Source organism: Rhizobium sp. CF142 (assembly GCF_000281145.1).
In the GTDB taxonomy this organism is placed as follows: domain Bacteria; phylum Pseudomonadota; class Alphaproteobacteria; order Rhizobiales; family Rhizobiaceae; genus Rhizobium.
Genome location: NZ_AJWE01000020.1, coordinates 38,679 through 57,932 on the forward strand (window position 1 = coordinate 38,679; position 19,254 = coordinate 57,932).

A 19,254-nucleotide genomic window follows, 5' to 3' on the forward strand; every position below is an offset into this window, starting at 1 on the left:
ACGCCGACCGCTGGCGTGGTTGCAGGTCTTATAGATAATTTCGTAAAGACTTGCCATACCGACAAAGGTCAAAATTGGACATTTTTTGAGCCTTGTTGATGGCGCCAACGAAGAAAGAGCCGATGCATGCATCTCACTGCTGAAAATCTGGCAGCCCGGCGCGGTGAAGATCTGATTTTCGTTAACGTTTCCTTTCACTTGCCGGCTGGCGAAGCGCTGATTCTGACGGGTAAAAACGGATCGGGAAAGTCCACTTTATTGCGCGTTATCGCCGGCCTTTTGAGGCCGGAAAAAGGCTCCATCACAGTCGCTGATTCGGTCGGTGCCGAGAGGCGTCCGGCAGCCGAAGCGAGCCACTACCTTGGCCATCGTAACGCCATGAAGACTGAACTTACGGTTGCAGAGAATCTGGATTTCTGGAGATCCTTCCTCGGACCTGGCAAAACCGCCGGTCTGGGCACAGAAGAAGCCGCCGAAGCCGTCGGCCTACCGGGCATCACCCACCTGCCCTTCGGCTACCTCTCGGCCGGCCAGCAACGCCGCTTCGCCTTCGCCAAGCTTCTGGTTGCGCATCGCTCGGTCTGGATCCTGGACGAGCCGACTGCGGCGCTGGATGCAAGTGCAGACAGGTTGTTTACGGAATTGATTGAAGCGCATCGCAAGGAAGGCGGGATCATCGTCGCCGCGACGCATCAGCCTCTTGGGCTGGAAGGGACTAGGGAACTGAAAATGACCGGTTTTGCCGGGGTGGACCAGGGAGTGTGGGGATGACCGCCCTCTTCCTGCGTGACCTGAGACTCTCCATTCGCGCCGGCGGCGGTGCGCTGATCGGCATTCTGTTCTTCCTGACGATAGTCGCCGTCATCCCCTTCGGCGTCGGGCCTGATCTTGCTCTTCTCTCCCGCATCGGCCCGGCCATCGTCTGGATCGGTGCGCTGCTCGCTGCCCTGCTCGGGCTCGACCGCTTGTTCCAGGCGGAGCGTGACGACGGGTCGCTCGATTTGATGCTGATGCAGGAAACGCCGCTGGTACTGACCGTGCTCATCAAATGCGCCGCACACTGGACGGCGACAAGCCTGCCACTCGTCATCGCCTCCCCATTGCTCGGCCTCTTCATGAACATGAACGAAACGGCGATCGGCGCGACCATGCTCACGCTCCTTGTCGGCTCGCCGGCAATCACCTTCATTGGCGCTGTCGGCGCAGCCGTTGCCGTCGCGCTACCTCGCGGCGGCCTGCTGGTCTCGGTACTCATCCTACCGCTGACGATCCCCGTGCTGATCTTTGGCGTCAGCGCCACCTATGCGGCGGTTGTGGGACCGTCGCCCTTCCTGCCGCCATTTCTGATCCTCATCGCCTTGACGCTCTTCTTCGCCGTCATCGGTCCGGCAGCGGCGGCCCTGGCGCTCAGAAACACGGCGGATTGATCGGCGCTTCGATTGCGGCTCCGGGCGGATCAAGGTAAGGAAGCGGATATGAGCGAAACGAGCCTTGCCATCAGCAAATTCAGCGATCTCGCCAACCCGACGCGGTTTCTGGCGCTGGCATCGCGCGTCATTCCGTGGCTGGCCGGCATCACGGCCCTCTGTTTTATCATCGGGCTCTATCTGAGCTTCTCGACTGAGGGCGACTATCAGCAGGGCGAGACTGTGCGCATCATGTATGTGCATGTGCCCTCCGCCTGGCTCTCCATGATGTGCTATACGATCATGAGCATTTCAGCGATCGGCACGCTCGTCTGGCGCCATCCGCTGGCGGATGTTTCGGCTAAGGCCGCAGCTCCGCTCGGCGCTGCCTTCACGCTCCTTGCACTCGTCACCGGCTCACTCTGGGGCAAGCCCATGTGGGGCACATGGTGGGTCTGGGATGCGCGGCTGACCTCTGTCTTTATCCTCTTCCTGATGTATCTCGGCCTGATCGCGCTGAACCGCGCCATGGATGAGCCCTCGAAGGCTGCGCGCGTTACCGCCGTGCTCATCCTCGTCGGCTTCGTCAATATCCCGATCATCAAGTTTTCGGTCGACTGGTGGAACACGCTGCATCAGTCTGCAAGCGTCCTGCGCCTCGATGGACCGGCGATCGATCCGGAATTCCTGCGCCCGCTGCTGATCATGGCGATCGCCTTCACCCTGCTCTTCTTCACGCTGCATCTGATGGCGATCAGAAACGAAATCTGGCGCCGCCGCATCGCCTCCCAGCGCCGCATGGCCGCCCGCATGGCAAGCCGGGAGGACTGACGATGGGCTCCTACGCTTTCTACGTCTACGGCTCCTATGGCTTTGCCGCTGTTGTGACGATCGCGGTGACGCTCTGGACCTGGGCTGACGGGCGAGCACGCCAGAAGGAATTGGCAGCGCTTGAAGCCGCCGGTATCCGCCGCCGGTCGGCCCGACCGAAGGACGACGAATGACCGCGGCTCCGCAAGAGAATAGACCGAAAAGCCGCGGCGTCAGCCGCTATGCGCTTGCCCTGATCCCGCTGCTCGTCTTCGGCGGCATTGCGGCAACGGCAGCGAAAATGCTCTACGACCAGGATTTTCACGGCAAGAATATCGCCGAAATCCCCTCCGCTTTGATCGGCACCAAGGCGCCGTCGCTGAACCTGCCGCCGCTCGAAGGCTCCAATCTGCCGGCGCTGACGGATGAGACGGTCAGGGGCAAGCTCACCCTCGTCAACGTTTTCGCCTCCTGGTGCATTCCCTGCCGCGATGAACATCCCCTTCTCAAGCAGCTTGCCGAGGACGGGCGGCTGAACATCGTCGCGATCAACTACAAGGACAAGAACGAGAACGCCTTGCGCTTCCTCGGCGAACTCGGCAATCCCTACCACGCCATCGGCGTCGACCCGAACGGCAAGGCGGCAATCGACTGGGGCGTCTACGGCATTCCGGAAAGCTATCTCGTCGCGCCCGATGGCACGATCATCTACAAGCGTGTCGGCCCCTTCGACGATATCAGCCTGAAGGAAGGGTTGTTTCCCGCGATGGAGAAGGCACTGGCCAAGCCGGTCTCCTAAGCGCCGCCCTGCCAGACCTTGATCGCCTCGACCGGCCAGATCAGCATCAATACATTCAGCGTCAGATTGTCCCGGATCATATAACCGGTGAAAATCTCTAAGAAGATGGCAATGGCAACGGTCAGCGCCACAGGCGCTCTCGAGGCGAAGAAGAAGCCGACGGCCATGAAGATCGTGTCCATGGCCGAATTGATGATGCTGTCGCCATAATAGTCGAGCGAGATTGTCGCCGTACGGTAGCGATCGATGATCAGAGGCGAATTTTCCAGAAGCTCCCAGCCGGATTCGATGAGAACAGCCAGGAGCAGGCGCGCCGCAAACGGCTTGCCGCGGAGCACAAGATGCGCCAGCCCGTAGAACAGGAAGCCGTGAATGATATGCGACGGCGTGTACCAGTCTGACAGGTGCTGGGAATTGCCGCTGGAATTGACAGTGCCTTCCCACAGCTTGACATAGCCGCAAGTGCAGATCGGCACCCGGCCCATCAGATATTCGGCAATGATCTGGATGACCAGCACTGCAAGGCAGGCGGAAAACCAGAAGATCTGATGCCGTGACCGGTCGGTGCCCTCTATAACAGTCACTTCTCGCTTTCAGCCTCGGTGGAAATGCTGTGCTTCAGCACCAGCGGCATCTGCGCCATGGTGAAGATGATGGTGATCGGCATCGTGCCCCAGACCTTGAAAGCAATCCAGAAATTATCCGAGAAATTACGCCAGACGACTTCGTTCAGTACCGCAAGAAACAGGAAGAAGATGCCCCAGCGGACCGTCAGCTTGCGCCAGCCTTCGGCATCGAGCTGGAAGGCGGCATTGAAGACATAGCCGAGCAGCGACTTGCCGAAGGCGAGGCCGCCAAGCAGGGCAAAACCGAAGAGCGCATTGACGATCGTCGGCTTCATCTTGATGAAGGTTTCGTTCTGCAGCCAGATCGACAAAGAACCGAAGATCAACACGACAATGCCCGAAACGAAAGGCATGATCGGCAGATGGCCAAGCATGATCTTGGAAACCACCAGCGAGAGAATGGTCGCGCCCATGAACAGTCCGGTCGCCACGAAGAGCGGACCGCCGAGTTCGGCCAATGCCGGAAAACGCGCGACGAGCCACTCACCACGCAGATTGGCAAAGAAAAAGACCAGAAGCGGCCCGAGTTCCAGCGCCAGTTTCAGAAGCGGATGATGCCGGTCTGCGGCGCTGGGAGTAATATCGCTTTCAGTCGTCATGCTTCTTCAAACCTGCTTTTTTGCAATGCATGCAAGCCATCAACGGCTAATCTGTGGCATCATTGGCCAATACCGGCAATGGCCTGCGCAAAATCCTCTGCCTCGAACGGTTCGAGATCGTCGACCCCTTCCCCGACACCGATGAAATAGACCGGCAGCTTATGTTTGGCGGAAATCGCCACCAGAATGCCGCCACGCGCCGTGCCGTCAAGCTTGGTCATGATCAGCCCACTGACGCCGGCGACATTGCGGAAGATTTCCACCTGATTAAGTGCGTTCTGACCCGTCGTCGCATCTAGCGTCTGGAGAACGGTGTGCGGCGCATCCGGGTCGAGCTTGCCGAGCACGCGCACGATCTTCTCGAGCTCGGCCATCAGCTCTGCCTTGTTTTGCAGGCGGCCAGCCGTATCAATGATCAGCACATCGCATTTCCTGGCCTTCGCCTGCTCGAAGGCATCATAGGCAAGGCCCGCCGCATCCGCGCCGAGCTTGGTACCGATGAATTCGGACTTGGTACGATCGGCCCAGATTTTCAGCTGCTCGATGGCGGCTGCACGGAACGTATCGCCGGCCGCCACCATGACCTTCAGGCCGGAGCCGGAAAGCTTGGCCGCAAGCTTGCCGATCGTCGTCGTCTTGCCGGTGCCGTTGACGCCGACGACGAGGATCACATGCGGCTTGTGCGAAAGATCGAGCTGCAGCGGCTTGGCGACCGGCTTCAGCACTTTGGCGATTTCGGCCGCCATGATGCGGCTGACATCCTCGCCGGTCACGTCCTTGCCGTAACGTTCGGAAGCGAGCGTATCGGTCACGCGCATCGCCGTCTCGACGCCGAGGTCGGCCTGGATGAGCAGGTCTTCGAGATCCTGCAGCGTCTCGTCGTCGAGCTTGCGCTTGGTGAAGAGCGCGGCGATCTGGCCGGTGAGCTGCGAGGATGTGCGCGCCAGACCATTGCGCAGGCGCTGAAACCAGGAGAGTCTCGGCTGCGGGGCGGCTACCGGTTCCGGTTCAGCGGTCGGTCCGGTGGCGAAGCCTTTGGGAAGGATGGGGTTCGGTGCCGGCCCGTCGGAGGTGGCACCCTCCTCTGTCCTGCCGAACATCTCCTCTACAGGGGAAGAGATCGGCAAGGATTGAGAATCCTGCTCAGCCTCAGTCGGAATTTCCAGGGCGTCGCGAGTCGGAATCTCTTCCGGAAATGTCTCAGTTGGCTCGACCCTGCCTTCTGCTCTTACGGCAACGTCATCCTCCGGAAGATCTCGCTCAGTGTCGGAGAGGGGTGCCGCGACATGATCTTCGTTCGCTTCCGCCTCAGCTTCCAACAGCGACAAAGGCACGACGCCCATATCGCCGAGATCATCGACGGGCGGTAGTAATTCCGGCTCAGCCTCAACGGGCTCCGGCTCCGTCGCGCCATCCTGCCCGACATCTGCGGCCGGACCGCCGGCGGTTTCCATTTCTGCGGCAAGAACGGGATCATCCGCAACTGGCAGATCTTCGTCGCGCGAGCGCGGCTCCAGCTCCCTTTCAACGGCCTCTGGCACAGGCTCTTCCGCCGGCTTGCCGAAGGTGAAGACCTTTTTGATGAAACTGAGCGCCATGAGCTGTCCGTGAAGTCAGGCCGCCGCGGCGGCCGTCAATTGCATGTCGAGATGCTTGCCATTGTGGCCAGTGATCGTCGCTTCGACGATATCGCGCGGACGAAGACCGGGGACAGTGACAAGCGTGAAGTTTTCCGTATGGGCGAGACCGTTATTTTCCACCAGCAGCCATTGCCGCGTTCCGACCATCTTGTCCAGATGGCGCTGGTGCAGCATCTGTCCAGTGGCGCGGAGGCGAGCGGCGCGATCCTTGATGAGCGAGCGATCGAGCTGTGGCATGCGCGCGGCAGGCGTGCCGGGCCGTGGGCTGTAGGGGAAGACATGCAGATGCGCGATGTCGGCTTCGTCGGCGAGTCGCACCGCGTTTTCGAACATCTCCTCGGTCTCCGTCGGGAAGCCGGCGATCATGTCTGCACCAAAGCTGATCTCCGGACGCAGCCGGCGAACGTCTTCGATGAAACGCAGAGCATCGGCACGCAGATGGCGGCGTTTCATGCGCTTAAGGATCATGTCGTCGCCATGCTGCAGGGAGAGATGTAGATGCGGCATGAAGCGCGGTTCGTTCGCGATGAGGTCCATAAGATGACGGTCGGCCTCGATACTGTCGATCGAAGATAACCGCAGCCTGCGTATGTCAGGCACCTGCTTGAGCAGCGTCTTTGCGAGCAGCCCGAGCGTCGGCTCGCCGGGAAGATCTGCGCCGTAGCTCGTAGCATCGACGCCGGTCAGCACGATTTCACGATAGCCGCCTTCCACGAGATTGCGTGCCTGATCGACCACCGCACCCATCGGCACCGAACGCGAATTGCCGCGCCCATAGGGGATGATGCAGAAGGTGCAGCGATGGTCGCAGCCGTTCTGCACCTGGATGAAGGCGCGTACGTGGCCGTCAATATGCTTGACCATCTGCGGCGCGGTGTGGCGCACGCTCATGATGTCGTTGACGCGCAGCTTCTCTTCCGCCGAAACGCCGAAATCCGGAAGCGCGCGATAAGAGGCGGCCTTCAGCTTCTCCTCATTGCCGAGCACGGCATCGACTTCGGCCATTTCGGCGAAGGTCTGCTTTTCCGTCTGGGCTGCACAGCCAGTGACGATGATGCGGGCATGCGGATTGTCGCGGCGCGCGCGGCGTATCGCCTGGCGGGCCTGGCGCACGGCCTCACCGGTCACGGCGCACGTATTGACCAGGATAGCATTGTTGAGCCCGGCCGCTTCCGCCTGCGATCTCATGACTTCGGATTCATAGGTATTGAGACGGCAGCCGAAGGTGATGACCTCGACGCCGCTCACCGCGCTTCCGCTCCGGGTACAGCATCGCGGGACCATGTGCCGGTCGAAGGATCGACTGCACCGGACCATTCCCATTCGGCAGGGCCGGTCATGACGACATGATCATCCTCGCGCCAGTCGATGACCAGCGGCTGGCGGATCGGGCTGGAGGCAACGTCAATAGTCACCTTGCGGCCGGTGCGGCCAGTGCGCGCAGCACTGACGGCAGAGGCGCAGGCAGCCGAACCGCAGGCGAGCGTCAGGCCGGCGCCGCGTTCCCATGTGCGTGTCCGCAGCGCCGAATCCGAGATGACCTGCGCCAGCGTGATATTGGCCTTTTCCGGGAACATCGGATGGTTTTCGAGCAGTGGCCCGAAACGTTCGAGATCGAAGCTCATCGGATCACGGTCGACCCAGAAGATCGCATGCGGATTACCCATCGACATGGCCGAAGGCGAATGCAGCACCGGATTATCGATCGGCCCGATCTGCAGCTCGATGCGGCTCGTATCGTGGAATTCTTCAGCGAGCGGAATACGGTTCCATTCGAAAACCGGCCGGCCCATATCGACGGAGATCGTGCCATCCTCATGCTCGACTGCGTTCAGGATGCCGGCAACCGTCTGGAAGGTGAAGGCCTTCTTGCCGGTCTCCGCGGCAAGCGCCTGCACGACACAGCGCGTACCATTGCCGCAGGCCTGCGCCTTGGATCCGTCAGAATTGAGGATGTCGATGTATGCGTCGGTTCCCTGCGCCTTCGGATCGTGGATCGCCATGATCTGATCGAACTGCGTCTCGGCATCGGCATTAAGGGCAATCGCCGCCTGCGGCGCCACCTTGTCGGTCCGCCCGCGCATGTCGACAACCAGGATCTTGTTGCCAAGCCCGTTCATCTTCGCGAATTCGACCGTGTTACTCATCTGACTATTCCGCTGCGTTTTGGCTGTATATGGCGGAAATGCTCGGGGATTACCAGTGGGTGAGCGCCAGGCGAGGTTCGTCCTCTTTCTCACGCATAAAGGCTGGGCCTGCGAAATCAGAACAGGTACGGCACAGCCGGGCTATCGGAAATCAGGCGAAATCCAGATCTACCGCACCGTGCCCTCGGAATTGAGAGACGCCGCGTGGGCTTCGACAATAGCAGCGGTAATGACCTTTCTGAGCTCGTAGACCAGCAAGCGGGACCGTTTGCGATCCAGGTCCTGTGCCGCCTTCGCCAAATTCAGGCCTTCCTTCAGAACTATATTATGGGCGCGCGCCAACGCCCAGCTTTCTATATCTGGGTTTATCATTTGATATCTCCGCCGATTCATTCGGCATCAAGGATATTCACGAATCATTTTACAGAATTTACTTAAGTAGAAAGTAGAATCAGAAGTGGAATATTTTGCAACTGGCATTCAGTGTGAATTTGGCTTGCCGATCGAAATATTCGACTAAACATCAGTGAATTTTAAAGCGAATATGTTAGTATATATAGATATATACTTCCGTCGCGCGACCGGCTGCATAGCGGAATATCCCCGCACCGGTCCTGTCACCCGACTTCGAAAAAGCCTGCCACGACGCCATCGAACGCATTCGCCTTGACTTTCCCGCAGCTTTCCTGTTTATCGCGCCCAATCTGCGACGAGTAACAGACTCCGAGCCGCCGACCGGGACTGGATTCCGGAGGTCAACACCCGACAGCGCGCTGCGCCCTCGGGTGCTTTTTGGCTTTGCGTCTTGTTTTCGTCAAGGAAAAGCACGACGTTCCAGGGCATCCCAAAACTCCCCGAAACGTATCAAGGAAGAGCCGATGTTTGAGAACCTCCAGGACCGTCTTGGTTCCATCCTGAATGGACTGACAGGCCGTGGCGCGCTTTCGGAAAGTGATGTTTCCGCAGCGCTGCGGGAGGTTCGCCGTGCGCTTCTGGAAGCCGACGTTTCGCTGGAAGTGGTCCGCTCCTTTACCGACCGCGTGCGTGAAAAGGCCGTTGGCGCCGAGATCTTGAAGTCGATCAAGCCAGGCCAGATGGTCGTCAAGATCGTCCATGACGAGCTCATCGAGATGCTCGGCGGCGAAGGTGTCGGTGTCGACCTTCATGCAGCCGCCCCGGTCGTCATCATGATGGTCGGCCTGCAGGGCTCCGGTAAGACGACGACGACGGCAAAGATCGCCAATCGCCTGACGACGCGCGAGAAGAAGAAGGTGCTGATGGCATCGCTCGACACGCGCCGGCCGGCAGCGCAAGAGCAGCTTCGCCAGCTCGGCGCTCAGGCAAATATCGACACGCTGCCTGTTATTGCCGGCCAGTCTCCGACCGATATCGCCGCCCGCGCCGTTCAGGCCGCCAAGCTTGGCGGCCATGATGTCGTCATTCTCGACACCGCCGGCCGTACCCATATCGACGAACCTTTGATGGTCGAAATGGCCGACATCAAGAAGAAGTCGAACCCGCACGAAATCCTGCTGGTCGCAGACAGCCTGACCGGTCAGGACGCCGTCAACCTCGCCCGCAGTTTCGATGAACGCGTCGGCATCACCGGCCTCGTACTGACCCGCATGGATGGCGATGGCCGCGGCGGTGCAGCCCTTTCCATGCGCGCTGTCACCGGCAAGCCGATCAAGCTGATCGGCGTCGGCGAGCGAATGGGCGAGCTGGAGGAATTCCATCCCCGTCGTATCGCCGACCGTATCCTCGGCATGGGCGATATCGTCTCGCTCGTCGAGAAGGCTGCTGAGAACATCGACGCCGAAAAGGCGGCTGCCATGGCCGCCAAGATGGCCAAGGGCAAGTTTGACCTGAACGACCTCGCCGACCAGCTGCGTCAGATGCAGAAGATGGGCGGCATGGGCGGCATCATGGGCCTGATGCCCGGCATGGCCGGCATGAAGGACAAGATGGCCGCCGCGGGCTTGGACGACAAGCTGTTCGGCCGCCAGATCGCCATCATCCAGTCGATGACCAAGGCCGAGCGCGCCAATCCTGATATGCTCAAGCATTCGCGCAAGAAGCGCATCGCTGCCGGCTCCGGCACGGATGCCGCTGCCATCAACAAGCTTCTGAAGATGCACCGCCAGATGGCCGACATGATGAAGATGATGGGCGGCAAGGGCAAAGGCGGCATGATGAAGCAGATGATGGGCGGCCTTGCCGGCAAGATGGGGCTGGGGGGCCTCGGCGGCATGGGCGGCATGCCCGATCTCTCGAATATCGACCCGAAGCAGCTTGAAGCGCTACAGAAGCAGGCGGAAGCCGCGGGTCTCGGAAAGCCGGGTGGGGGTATGCCCGGTCTAGGCGGAGGCTTGCCGGGCGGATTGCCCGGTCTTGGCGGCGCAAAGCTGCCGGGCCTCGGTGGTGGTTTCCCGGGCCTGCCCGGATTGCCCAAGAAGAAGTGAAAGGATCGCCTGCCCCATGATTGATCCAGACATCAAAGCCCAGCTTTCGAGCTACCGCCAGTCGATCGACAATATCGATGCGGCGCTCGTTCACATTCTGGCCGAACGCTTCCGCTGCACCAAAGAGGTCGGCGTGCTGAAGGCTAAGTACAAGTTGCCGCCGGCCGATCCGGCGCGCGAGGAATACCAGATCGCTCGCCTTCGTCAGCTTGCCGAAGATGCGCATCTGGACCCGGATTTCGCCGAGAAGTTCCTGAACTTCGTTATCAAGGAAGTCATCCGGCATCATGAGCAGATCGCTGCGGACCACGCTGAACAGAGCGCCGCAACCCGATAACCATGCCGCTCAACGAAGCGGTTCAAGAAAAGCCTAAGGAGTAAAGACTATGGCACTGAAAATTCGTCTCGCACGCGGTGGTTCCAAGAAGCGCCCGTACTACCACGTCGTTCTCGCTGATGCCCGCAGCCCGCGTGACGGCCGTTTCCTGGAGAACCTCGGTTCCTGGAACCCGATGCTCGCCAAGGACGACGAGAAGCGCGTTCAGCTGAACGGCGAGCGCATCAAGCACTGGCTCGACCACGGCGCCCTGCCGACCGACCGCGTCCTGCGCTTCCTCGACGAAGCCGGCATCTCCAAGCGCGAAACCCGCAACAACCCGGAAAAGGCAAAGCCGGGCAAGAAGGCTCAGGAACGCGCTGCCGAGAAGGCTCAGAAGGCCGCTGACGCCGCTGAAGCTGCTGCTTCAGCCGAATAATCGGCTTCGACCCCATCCAAACGGGCGGCATGGCGACATGCCGCCCGTTTTCGTTTCCATTCCCACGCACTTCGTTTATGAGAAGCGTGATCTCAGCTTCTTGCCTGCGTTCGAATGAAGGAACCCATGACCAAGCTTGAAAATCCGGTGCTGATGGCAACCATCGGCGGCGCGCAGGGCATTCGCGGCGAGGTGCGCGTAAAGGCCTATACGGCCGATCCGACCGCGCTCGGCGACTACGGCCACCTGCACAGCATGGATGGACGCGTTTTCGAAGTTCTCGAACTGCGCGAGATGAAAAATATGGTCGTCGTCCGCTTCCGCGGCGTCAACGACCGCAACGCCGCCGAGGCGTTGAACGGCTTGGAACTCTATATCGAACGCGGCAACCTGTCGGATGAGGAACTGGAGGACGACGAGTTCTTCTATGCCGATCTGGAAGGGCTCGAAGCCTTCGACGATCAGGGCATCAGTTACGGCACAGTGACCGGAGTCTTCGATTTCGGCGCCGGTGATCTTCTGGAGCTCAAAGGTCCCGGCAAGCGTCCGGTGCTGATCCCCTTTTCGGAAGCCTCCGTGCTGGAAATCGACCTTGAAGCCGGCAAGCTGCTCATTGATCCGCTTGCAGCTGGCCTCATCGACAATCCCGACGACCTGAAGGGGCTCAGCCCCGGCAAGCCGAAGAAAAAGAAGTAGGCGCGCCATGGCTTTCCGGGCGACCGTACTGACACTCTACCCGGAAATGTTTCCGGGTCATCTGGATTTTTCGCTCGCTGGCAAGGCGGCAGAGCGTGGACAATGGTCGCTCGATACCGTGCAGATCCGCGATTTTGCGGCGGATAAACACCGAACCGTCGATGATACGCCGGCCGGCGGCGGCGCCGGCATGGTGCTGAAACCCGATGTGCTCGCCCGGGCCATCGACAGCGCTTCTGAAAATGACAACCGCCCGCGCCTGCTGATGAGCCCGCGTGGCAAGCCGCTGACGCAGGAGCGCGTGCGGCAGCTGGCGGCCGGCAACGGGGTGATCATCGTCTGCGGCCGTTTCGAAGGCGTCGACCAGCGTGTGATAGAGGCACGCGAACTCGAGGAAGTCTCGATCGGCGATTACGTACTGTCAGGCGGCGAGCCGGCGGCCCTGATCCTGCTCGACGCGATCGTCCGCATCCTGCCGGGCGTCATGGGCAATGACCTCTCCGGCCTGCATGAAAGCTTCGAAGGCGGACTTCTGGAACATCCGCATTACACCCGCCCGCAGGAATGGGAGGGCCGCGAGATTCCGGCGACCCTCACTTCCGGCAATCACGGCGCCATCGAGAAATGGCGCCATGAACAATCCGTCTCGCTAACAAAAGAACGGCGGCCAGACCTGATTAGGGCGCAGAAGCCCGAAAAAGCAGGCTGATTTCATAAATTTGTCGTCCAAGGGATGACAGGTGGAAGTCTTTCGTGTAATGGCGCACGCGGAAATGGGGTTTAACCCCGTCTGCCAGCAAACAAAGAATGGCGAATCCGCTCCCGCCCACAAGGGCAAACTCCGGAGGCATCGACCGAAGGACAGTGTGAGGGCTCTGGCTGTTTCAGAAGAACCAAAGGTTAAGACGATGAACATCATTCAGCAGCTTGAGGCCGAACAGGCCGCCAAGATCGAAGCCAAGCGCACGCTTCCCGAATTCTCCCCGGGCGACACTGTCCGCGTCAACGTGAAGGTTACGGAAGGCAACCGTACCCGCGTTCAGGCCTATGAAGGCGTTTGCATCGCCCGCTCCGGCGGCGGCCTGCAGGAAAACTTCACGGTCCGCAAGATCTCCTACGGCGAAGGCGTCGAGCGCGTGTTCCCGGTCTACTCCCCGATGATCGAAAGCGTCGAAGTCGTTCGCCGCGGTAAGGTCCGTCGTGCCAAGCTCTACTACCTCCGCGATCGTCGCGGTAAGTCGGCTCGTATCGTCGAGAACACCGGTACCCGCGCCCGCAAGCTCAATGATGCCGAGCGTCAGGCCCTTGCCGAGGAAAAGGCACGTATCGAAGCTGAAAAGGTTGCAGCAGCACAGGCTCTCGCCGCCGAAAAGGCAGCTGCGGAAGCCGCTGAAGCAAAGGCCGCCGCAGAAGCAGCAGCCGCTGCTGAAGGTTCGGCTGAATAAGCACCTCGCGAAAGCGAAATCATTGCATGGGAAAGGCGGTCTTTGGGCCGCCTTTTCTTTTTTGCGCCGATCGGCGCCGCCTGCAGCCTTGCCATATCGGCATCTTCCGTGACAATTCTGCCGTTCAAATATTGGGGAGCCACATCATGTTCTTTCGCCGCACCGTACTTGCCGGCCTGACCGTCGCAATGCTTTCGCCGCTCGCAGCTTTCGCCGCCGGCTTGCCGGATCTTGGCGGCAAGACAGTCGTCGTGGTGACGGAGAATGCCTATCCGCCGCTGCAGTTCGTCGACCCCAAGTCCGGTCAGCAGATCGGCTGGGAATATGACGCGATGAACGAGATCGCCAAGCGGCTGAACTTCAAGGTCGAATACCAGAACACCAGCTGGGACGCGATGATCCAGGCCGTATCCGACGGCCAGTACAACATCGGCATGACCGGCATCACCATCAAGGACGATCGCAAGCAGAAGGTCGACTTTTCCGACCCTTACATGCGCTCGCAGCAGTTCATGCTGGTTCGTGGCGACGAGAAGCGCTTCACCGACGCCAAGAGCTTCGGTGCCTTCAACGATGGCCTGATCGGCGCCCAGCCTGGGACTTCGCCTTTCTATACCGCCGTCTATGAAATCCTCGATGGCAACGAACAGAACCCACGCATCAAGCTCTTCGAAACCTTCGGCGCAACCGTGCAGGCTCTGAAGACCGGCGATGTCGATCTCGTCCTGACCGACAGTGTCGCTGCCAAGGGCTATGTCGATTCCTCGAATGGCGGGCTGAAGGTCGTCGGTGAACCGCTCGGCACCGAGGATTTCGGCTTCATCTTCCCGAAGGGTTCCGATCTCGTCGCTCCCGTCAATGCCGCCATTGCCGACCTGAAGGCGGACGGCACCTTTGATGCACTGAACAAGAAGTGGTTCCTCGACTACAAGATGGGCCAGTAATCCCCCGAGCGATCGCAGATGGCATTACCACCATCCCCGCGACACGAGAAGGACGACCGTCCCTGGTGGCTGGTCGTCCTTGTTCTGATCGGCATCGTTCTCGCCGTCGTCATCATTACCAACGATATTTACACGCAGGTCTTCCGGACCGTCGTGAATGGTGCCGGCATTACCGTGTTCGTGACACTCGTCGCCTTTGTGCTGGCGACCGTGCTCGGTCTGGGCATTGCGCTGCTTGGCCTCTCCGACAATATCGTGCTGCGCCAGGTCGCCCGATTCTACATCGAGATTGTCAGGGGCATTCCAATCCTCGTGCTGCTCTTCTATATCGCCTTCGTCGGCGCGCCGGGCGTTGTCGCAGCCTATAATTTCCTGATCACCCCCCTGGTGAAGGCCGGTATTGCCGAGCCGATCCTCGTGCGCGACCTGTCGCTGATGTGGCGTGCCATCATCGCCCTGATGATCGGCTATTCCTCCTTCATCGCCGAAATCTTCCGCGCCGGTTTCCAGTCGGTCGATATCGGCCAAATCGAGGCGGCCAAATCGCTCGGCCTGTCGCGCTACCGCCGTTTCAGGCTCGTTGTTTTCCCGCAAGCGATCCGGGTGATCTTCCCGCCGCTCTCCAACGACTTCGTCTCGATGGTGAAGGATTCCTCCCTCGTCTCCGTTCTCGGCGTCGCCGACATCACGCAGATGGGCAAGGTCTATGCCTCCGGCTCCTTCCGCTTCTTCGAGACGTATTCAATCGTCACTTATATCTACCTGATTTTGACGATCGGCCTGTCACTCTTCCTGCGGCGGATCGAGAAGAAGATGAAGCAGATGCCGCGGCGCTAGAGCCGCCGCACGATTCGAATTGCCGTTTCGATCAAAAATCGCTATATCCAGCGCCATGGAATCCAAGTTCAGATGCATCGGTGCGCATATTTTCGTGCTGCAGGACCATTATCGCCTGCCGGCACGTTTCTTTGCGTCCGTTTCCGGTGCGCTCAACAGCCGACTTCGTTGATCGAATGACGGCCTGCGGAGCCTCTCCGCCACATCCTTTATTCCACGCTCCAGCCAAAACGGACGATTAGCCATGAGCGCACCGCGTACCCTTTACGACAAGATCTGGGCCGACCACCTGGTCGACGAACAGCCTGACGGCACCTGTCTTCTCTATATCGACCGTCACCTGGTCCACGAAGTTACCTCGCCGCAGGCTTTCGAAGGTCTGCGCATGACCGGCCGCAAGGTTCGCGCGCCGGAAAAGACGCTTGCCGTCGTCGACCACAACGTTCCGACCTCCGCTGACCGCCATCTCGGCATCAAGAACGAGGAAAGCCGCATTCAGGTCGAGCAGCTCGCCAAGAATGCCGCCGAATTCAACGTCGAATATTATTCCGAGAACGACAAGCGCCAGGGCATCGTCCACATCATCGGGCCGGAACAGGGCTTCACGCTGCCGGGCATGACGATCGTTTGCGGCGATAGCCACACCTCCACGCACGGCGCCTTCGGCTCGCTCGCTCACGGTATCGGCACGTCGGAAGTCGAGCACGTTCTCGCGACCCAGACACTGATCCAGAAGAAGGCGAAGAACATGCTGGTGCAGGTCGACGGCCAGCTGCCGGCAGGCGTCACCGCCAAGGATATCGTTCTTGCCATCATCGGCGAGATCGGCACGGCCGGCGGTACCGGCTACGTCATCGAATATGCCGGCGAAGCCATTCGCTCGCTGTCGATGGAAGGCCGCATGACGATCTGCAACATGTCGATCGAAGGCGGCGCCCGTGCCGGCCTGATCGCGCCTGACGAGATCACCTTCGAATATATCAAGGGCAAGCCGCGCGCACCGAAGGGCGAAGCGCTCGAGCAGGCGATCGCCTACTGGAAGACGCTGAAGACCGACGAAGGCGCGCATTACGACCGCGTCGTCACGCTCAACGCCGCCGAACTGCCGCCGATCGTCTCCTGGGGCTCCTCGCCCGAGGACGTAATCTCGGTACAGGGCATCGTTCCGAACCCGGATGATATCCAGGACGAGACCAAGCGTGCCTCCAAGTGGCGTGCGCTCGATTACATGGGCCTCAAGCCAGGCACGCCGATGACCGACATCAACATCGACCGTGTCTTCATCGGTTCCTGCACCAACGGCCGTATCGAAGACCTGCGCGCTGTCGCCAAGGTCGTTGAAGGCAAGACCGTTGCCTCCACCGTCAACGCCATGATCGTTCCGGGCTCCGGCCTCGTGAAGGAACAGGCGGAGCAGGAAGGCCTCGACAAGATCTTCAAGGCCGCCGGTTTCGACTGGCGTGAACCGGGTTGCTCCATGTGCCTCGCCATGAACGACGACCGGCTGAAACCGGGCGAGCGCTGCGCCTCGACCTCGAACCGCAATTTCGAGGGCCGCCAGGGTTTCAAGGGCCGCACGCATCTCGTCTCGCCGGCCATGGCCGCCGCAGCCGCGATTGCTGGCCACTTCGTCGATATCCGCGAGTGGAACTGATCTTTCTGGCCCCTCGGACATGACAAAAGCCCGGCGCGCGAGCGCCGGGCTTTCTTAATTGCGCGAAGCTGAGAAGACGGCGCTTAGAACGTCGCTGTGTACGGATCCGGACCCATGCGAGCGCCGGCGCTATCGAGCTTGGCAATCGCTGCCATGTCTTCACCATCAAGCTTGAAATCGAAGACATTGAAGTTCTCCGCGATGCGCGAGGGCGTCACCGACTTCGGAATGACGACAAGGCCGGTATCGATGTGCCAGCGAATGATGACCTGCGCCGGCGTCTTCCCATGCTTGGCAGCAATCTGACCGATGACCGGATTGGAAATGAAGCGGCCCTGACCGAGCGGGCTCCAGGATTCCGTGACGATGTTCAGCTTCTTATGCGCTTCCTGCGCCGCCTTCTGCTGAAAGTCCGGATGCAGCTCGATCTGGTTGATAACAGGGACAACGCCTGTATCGCCGACGATATGGTCGAGATGGTCCGGATAGAAGTTCGACACGCCGATGGAGCGGACGCGGCCTTCTTCCCTCAAGCGCACGAAAGCCTTCCAGGTTTCGCGATAAAGCCCGCGATGCGGCGACGGCCAGTGAATGAGATAAAGATCGATATAATCGCTGCCGAGCTTCTTCAGGCTGACCTCGAAGGCACGCAGTGCATTGTCATAGCCCTGGTCGGTATTGCGCAGTTTCGTGGTGACGAAGATATCCTTGCGGTCGATGTCGGAGGAGCGGATGCCTTCGCCGACGCCCTCTTCGTTGTCATAACCGGACGCAGTATCGATGTGGCGATAGCCGGCGGCAAGTGCGGTGCGCACGGTTGGAGCCGCGATATCTTGCGGTGTCTGCCAGACGCCAAGACCTACCTGGGGAATGGAATGTCCGTCGTGGAAAGTAATGATGGGCTGAGTGGTCACAATATATCTCCGGAAGTTTGAAGGAATGGCCAAAGACACGAATTGAATGGGGCATGAATTGAAGCCGCGAAGCGGTTTTCCCTGGACGCATCGCAGCCCGCGCGTCCGGTCGAAAGTCCATATAGGACAGAGAGCCCGCAATACAATCAGAGAACGCGGAGGATCGTTCCCTTTCTGAGGTGAGGCAGAATGCGGCGCATGTCGCGGGCGCTGATCGCAACACAGCCGGAGGTCGGCTCGTATTCTGGCCGGATGAGATGGAAAAAGATCGCTGAGCCGCGATTGCGCGCCCGAGAGGTCACGTTCCAGTCGAGCACCAAACAGATATCGTAAAGCCCGTCCCTTCGCTTCATCTCCTCATGGCTCGGTTTGAACGGCGCCTTGACCAGCCTGTTGTAATTCGCATCGGCGGGCTGATCGCACCACAGCATGTCGGACCGGATGCGCTTGATGGGCAGCGCTGTCGGGAGATGGCCGTTTCGTTCGCCGCGCCGGAAGCCGTAGAGCAGTCGCATGGCAGCAATCGGCGTCGCCCCGTCGCCTTCCCGCTTGATCACGGTCCGGCCGCTACGGCCGATCGCGGCGGGCAAGGTGAGCGGGCCAAAACGGACGATGGCTCTGTTTGGCTTGCCCGGCGCGGCACGCACCACGAGCGTTGAGGGCTGCCCATTTCGCTCTTGCCTTGCTTTTTCCATTTTTCTCGCATGTTCTTGAATTGCCTTGGGCTTCGATTGAAACCATATGAGACCCTGGGCAGCAACAGCAGCAGATCGCCAATCCTTGCCAAATGTGGAATTTGGCGTAGGAGTATCTGACCAACGCAAGGACGCACCCGCATGACCGCACGCACCATTCTTCTGGTGGATGACGACGACGACCTTCGCCAGACGCTGACGGAGCAATTGTCGTTGTATGAGGAATTCTCGGTCCTGCAGGAAGCGACCGCGGGCAAGGGCGTCCAGGCTGCCCGCTCCAACCCCGTCGATCTGCTGATCATGGACGTCGGCCTGCCCGATATGGACGGCCGCGAGGCGGTAAAGCTGTTGCGCAAGGGTGGCTTCAAGGCGCCGATCATCATGCTGACCGGTCACGACACGGATTCAGACACGATCCTTGGCCTTGAGGCCGGCGCCAACGACTATGTGACAAAACCTTTCCGCTTCGCCGTGCTTTTGGCTCGTATCCGCGTGCAGCTTCGCCAGCACGAGCAGAGCGAAGATGCGACTTTCACCGTCGGCCCCTATCTCTTCAAGCCGAGCCAGAAGCTGCTGACCACCGACAACGGCCAGAAGATCCGTCTGACGGAAAAGGAGGCGGCGATCATCCGCTACCTCTACCGCGCCGAACAGAAGGTCGTGACCCGCGACGTACTGCTGGAAGAGGTCTGGGGCTACAATTCCGGCGTCACCACGCACACGCTGGAAACCCACGTTTACCGTCTGCGCCAGAAGATCGAGCGGGATCCGTCCAACGCCGAGATCCTCGTGACGGAAAACGGCGGCTACAAGATCATCCCGTAG

23 protein-coding genes are annotated in these 19,254 nt (G+C 60.1%); 15 read left to right on the forward strand and 8 right to left on the reverse strand.

Features of this window, described 5'->3' with window-relative positions:
- Positions 1-126: 126 nt before the first annotated feature.
- The 5 genes from ccmA to PMI11_RS06110 are packed head-to-tail and all read left to right on the forward strand — an operon-like array spanning position 127 to position 3,015.
- Entirely contained in the window at positions 127-771 is a 645-nt protein-coding gene (gene ccmA / locus PMI11_RS06090; protein ID WP_007814551.1) for a heme ABC exporter ATP-binding protein CcmA, read from the forward strand.
- Positions 768-1,427, forward strand: a complete 660-nt coding sequence (gene ccmB, locus PMI11_RS06095) for a heme exporter protein CcmB (protein WP_007814552.1) — start codon at positions 768-770, stop codon at positions 1,425-1,427. Before ccmA ends, ccmB begins: the two co-directional genes overlap by 4 nt.
- A 48-nt stretch (positions 1,428-1,475) precedes the next feature.
- The gene (locus PMI11_RS06100) at positions 1,476-2,237 is read left to right on the forward strand and encodes a heme ABC transporter permease (protein ID WP_007814553.1); all 762 of its coding nucleotides are present in this window, start codon (positions 1,476-1,478) and stop codon (positions 2,235-2,237) included.
- Positions 2,238-2,239: 2 nt separating this feature from the next.
- On the forward strand, positions 2,240-2,410 hold the full coding sequence (gene ccmD / locus PMI11_RS06105) for a heme exporter protein CcmD (RefSeq protein WP_007814554.1): 171 nt from the start codon (positions 2,240-2,242) through the stop codon (positions 2,408-2,410).
- Positions 2,407-3,015 (forward strand): DsbE family thiol:disulfide interchange protein, encoded by a 609-nt coding sequence (locus PMI11_RS06110; protein WP_007814555.1) that lies wholly within the window; start codon positions 2,407-2,409, stop codon positions 3,013-3,015. The genes ccmD and PMI11_RS06110 overlap by 4 nt, the downstream gene beginning before the upstream one ends.
- Here the strand turns inward: PMI11_RS06110 and PMI11_RS06115 are convergent.
- From PMI11_RS06115 to PMI11_RS06140, 6 genes are all read right to left on the reverse strand, one after another.
- Positions 3,012-3,599, reverse strand: coding sequence for a DUF2585 domain-containing protein (locus PMI11_RS06115; RefSeq protein ID WP_007814556.1), 588 nt, complete (start codon positions 3,597-3,599; stop codon positions 3,012-3,014). The genes PMI11_RS06110 and PMI11_RS06115 overlap by 4 nt on opposite strands.
- The gene (locus PMI11_RS06120) at positions 3,596-4,240 is read right to left on the reverse strand and encodes a septation protein A (protein WP_007814557.1); all 645 of its coding nucleotides are present in this window, start codon (positions 4,238-4,240) and stop codon (positions 3,596-3,598) included. The genes PMI11_RS06115 and PMI11_RS06120 overlap by 4 nt, the downstream gene beginning before the upstream one ends.
- A gap of 59 nt (positions 4,241-4,299) precedes the next feature.
- Positions 4,300-5,838 (reverse strand): signal recognition particle-docking protein FtsY, encoded by a 1,539-nt coding sequence (gene ftsY / locus PMI11_RS06125; RefSeq protein ID WP_007814558.1) that lies wholly within the window; start codon positions 5,836-5,838, stop codon positions 4,300-4,302.
- Between the two features lie 15 nt (positions 5,839-5,853).
- Positions 5,854-7,128 (reverse strand): tRNA (N(6)-L-threonylcarbamoyladenosine(37)-C(2))-methylthiotransferase MtaB, encoded by a 1,275-nt coding sequence (gene mtaB / locus PMI11_RS06130; RefSeq protein ID WP_007814559.1) that lies wholly within the window; start codon positions 7,126-7,128, stop codon positions 5,854-5,856.
- Positions 7,125-8,027 (reverse strand): diaminopimelate epimerase, encoded by a 903-nt coding sequence (dapF, locus tag PMI11_RS06135; protein ID WP_007814560.1) that lies wholly within the window; start codon positions 8,025-8,027, stop codon positions 7,125-7,127. The genes mtaB and dapF overlap by 4 nt, the downstream gene beginning before the upstream one ends.
- Positions 8,028-8,195: 168 nt before the next feature.
- Positions 8,196-8,420, reverse strand: a complete 225-nt coding sequence (locus PMI11_RS06140) for a hypothetical protein (protein WP_193385598.1) — start codon at positions 8,418-8,420, stop codon at positions 8,196-8,198.
- 485 nt (positions 8,421-8,905) lie between these two features.
- Here PMI11_RS06140 and ffh point away from each other — a divergent pair, with 485 nt between their 5' ends.
- From ffh to leuC, 9 genes are all read left to right on the forward strand, one after another.
- The gene (gene ffh / locus PMI11_RS06145; RefSeq protein ID WP_007814562.1) at positions 8,906-10,489 is read left to right on the forward strand and encodes a signal recognition particle protein; all 1,584 of its coding nucleotides are present in this window, start codon (positions 8,906-8,908) and stop codon (positions 10,487-10,489) included.
- A 16-nt stretch (positions 10,490-10,505) separates the two neighbouring features.
- A complete protein-coding gene (locus tag PMI11_RS06150; RefSeq protein WP_007814564.1) occupies positions 10,506-10,826 on the forward strand; it encodes a chorismate mutase in 321 nt (106 codons plus the stop codon).
- A gap of 49 nt (positions 10,827-10,875) precedes the next feature.
- Positions 10,876-11,244, forward strand: coding sequence for a 30S ribosomal protein S16 (gene rpsP, locus PMI11_RS06155; protein WP_007814565.1), 369 nt, complete (start codon positions 10,876-10,878; stop codon positions 11,242-11,244).
- Positions 11,245-11,370: 126 nt separating this feature from the next.
- Complete coding sequence (rimM, locus tag PMI11_RS06160) at positions 11,371-11,940, forward strand: ribosome maturation factor RimM (RefSeq protein WP_007814567.1); 570 nt, start codon at positions 11,371-11,373, stop codon at positions 11,938-11,940.
- A 7-nt stretch (positions 11,941-11,947) separates the two neighbouring features.
- Complete coding sequence (gene trmD / locus PMI11_RS06165) at positions 11,948-12,649, forward strand: tRNA (guanosine(37)-N1)-methyltransferase TrmD (protein WP_007814570.1); 702 nt, start codon at positions 11,948-11,950, stop codon at positions 12,647-12,649.
- 199 nt (positions 12,650-12,848) lie between these two features.
- Positions 12,849-13,385 (forward strand): 50S ribosomal protein L19, encoded by a 537-nt coding sequence (gene rplS, locus PMI11_RS06170; RefSeq protein ID WP_037070794.1) that lies wholly within the window; start codon positions 12,849-12,851, stop codon positions 13,383-13,385.
- 146 nt (positions 13,386-13,531) lie between these two features.
- Positions 13,532-14,329, forward strand: coding sequence for a basic amino acid ABC transporter substrate-binding protein (locus tag PMI11_RS06175; RefSeq protein ID WP_007814573.1), 798 nt, complete (start codon positions 13,532-13,534; stop codon positions 14,327-14,329).
- 18 nt (positions 14,330-14,347) lie between these two features.
- Positions 14,348-15,166: an amino acid ABC transporter permease gene (locus tag PMI11_RS06180; protein WP_007814575.1), complete on the forward strand. Its 819-nt coding sequence runs from the start codon at positions 14,348-14,350 to the stop codon at positions 15,164-15,166.
- A 244-nt stretch (positions 15,167-15,410) separates the two neighbouring features.
- A complete protein-coding gene (leuC, locus tag PMI11_RS06185; protein ID WP_007814578.1) occupies positions 15,411-16,820 on the forward strand; it encodes a 3-isopropylmalate dehydratase large subunit in 1,410 nt (469 codons plus the stop codon).
- An 83-nt stretch (positions 16,821-16,903) separates the two neighbouring features.
- Here the strand turns inward: leuC and PMI11_RS06190 are convergent, their stop codons facing one another.
- Both PMI11_RS06190 and PMI11_RS06195 read right to left on the reverse strand, forming a co-directional pair.
- Entirely contained in the window at positions 16,904-17,734 is an 831-nt protein-coding gene (locus tag PMI11_RS06190; protein ID WP_007814580.1) for an aldo/keto reductase, read from the reverse strand.
- A 146-nt stretch (positions 17,735-17,880) separates the two neighbouring features.
- Positions 17,881-18,429 carry a L,D-transpeptidase family protein gene (locus PMI11_RS06195; RefSeq protein WP_007814582.1) on the reverse strand — a complete coding sequence of 183 codons (549 nt, stop codon included), beginning with the start codon at positions 18,427-18,429 and terminating at the stop codon, positions 17,881-17,883.
- Between the two features lie 141 nt (positions 18,430-18,570).
- Here PMI11_RS06195 and PMI11_RS06200 point away from each other — a divergent pair, with 141 nt between their 5' ends.
- Positions 18,571-19,254, forward strand: coding sequence for a response regulator transcription factor (locus tag PMI11_RS06200; RefSeq protein WP_007814583.1), 684 nt, complete (start codon positions 18,571-18,573; stop codon positions 19,252-19,254).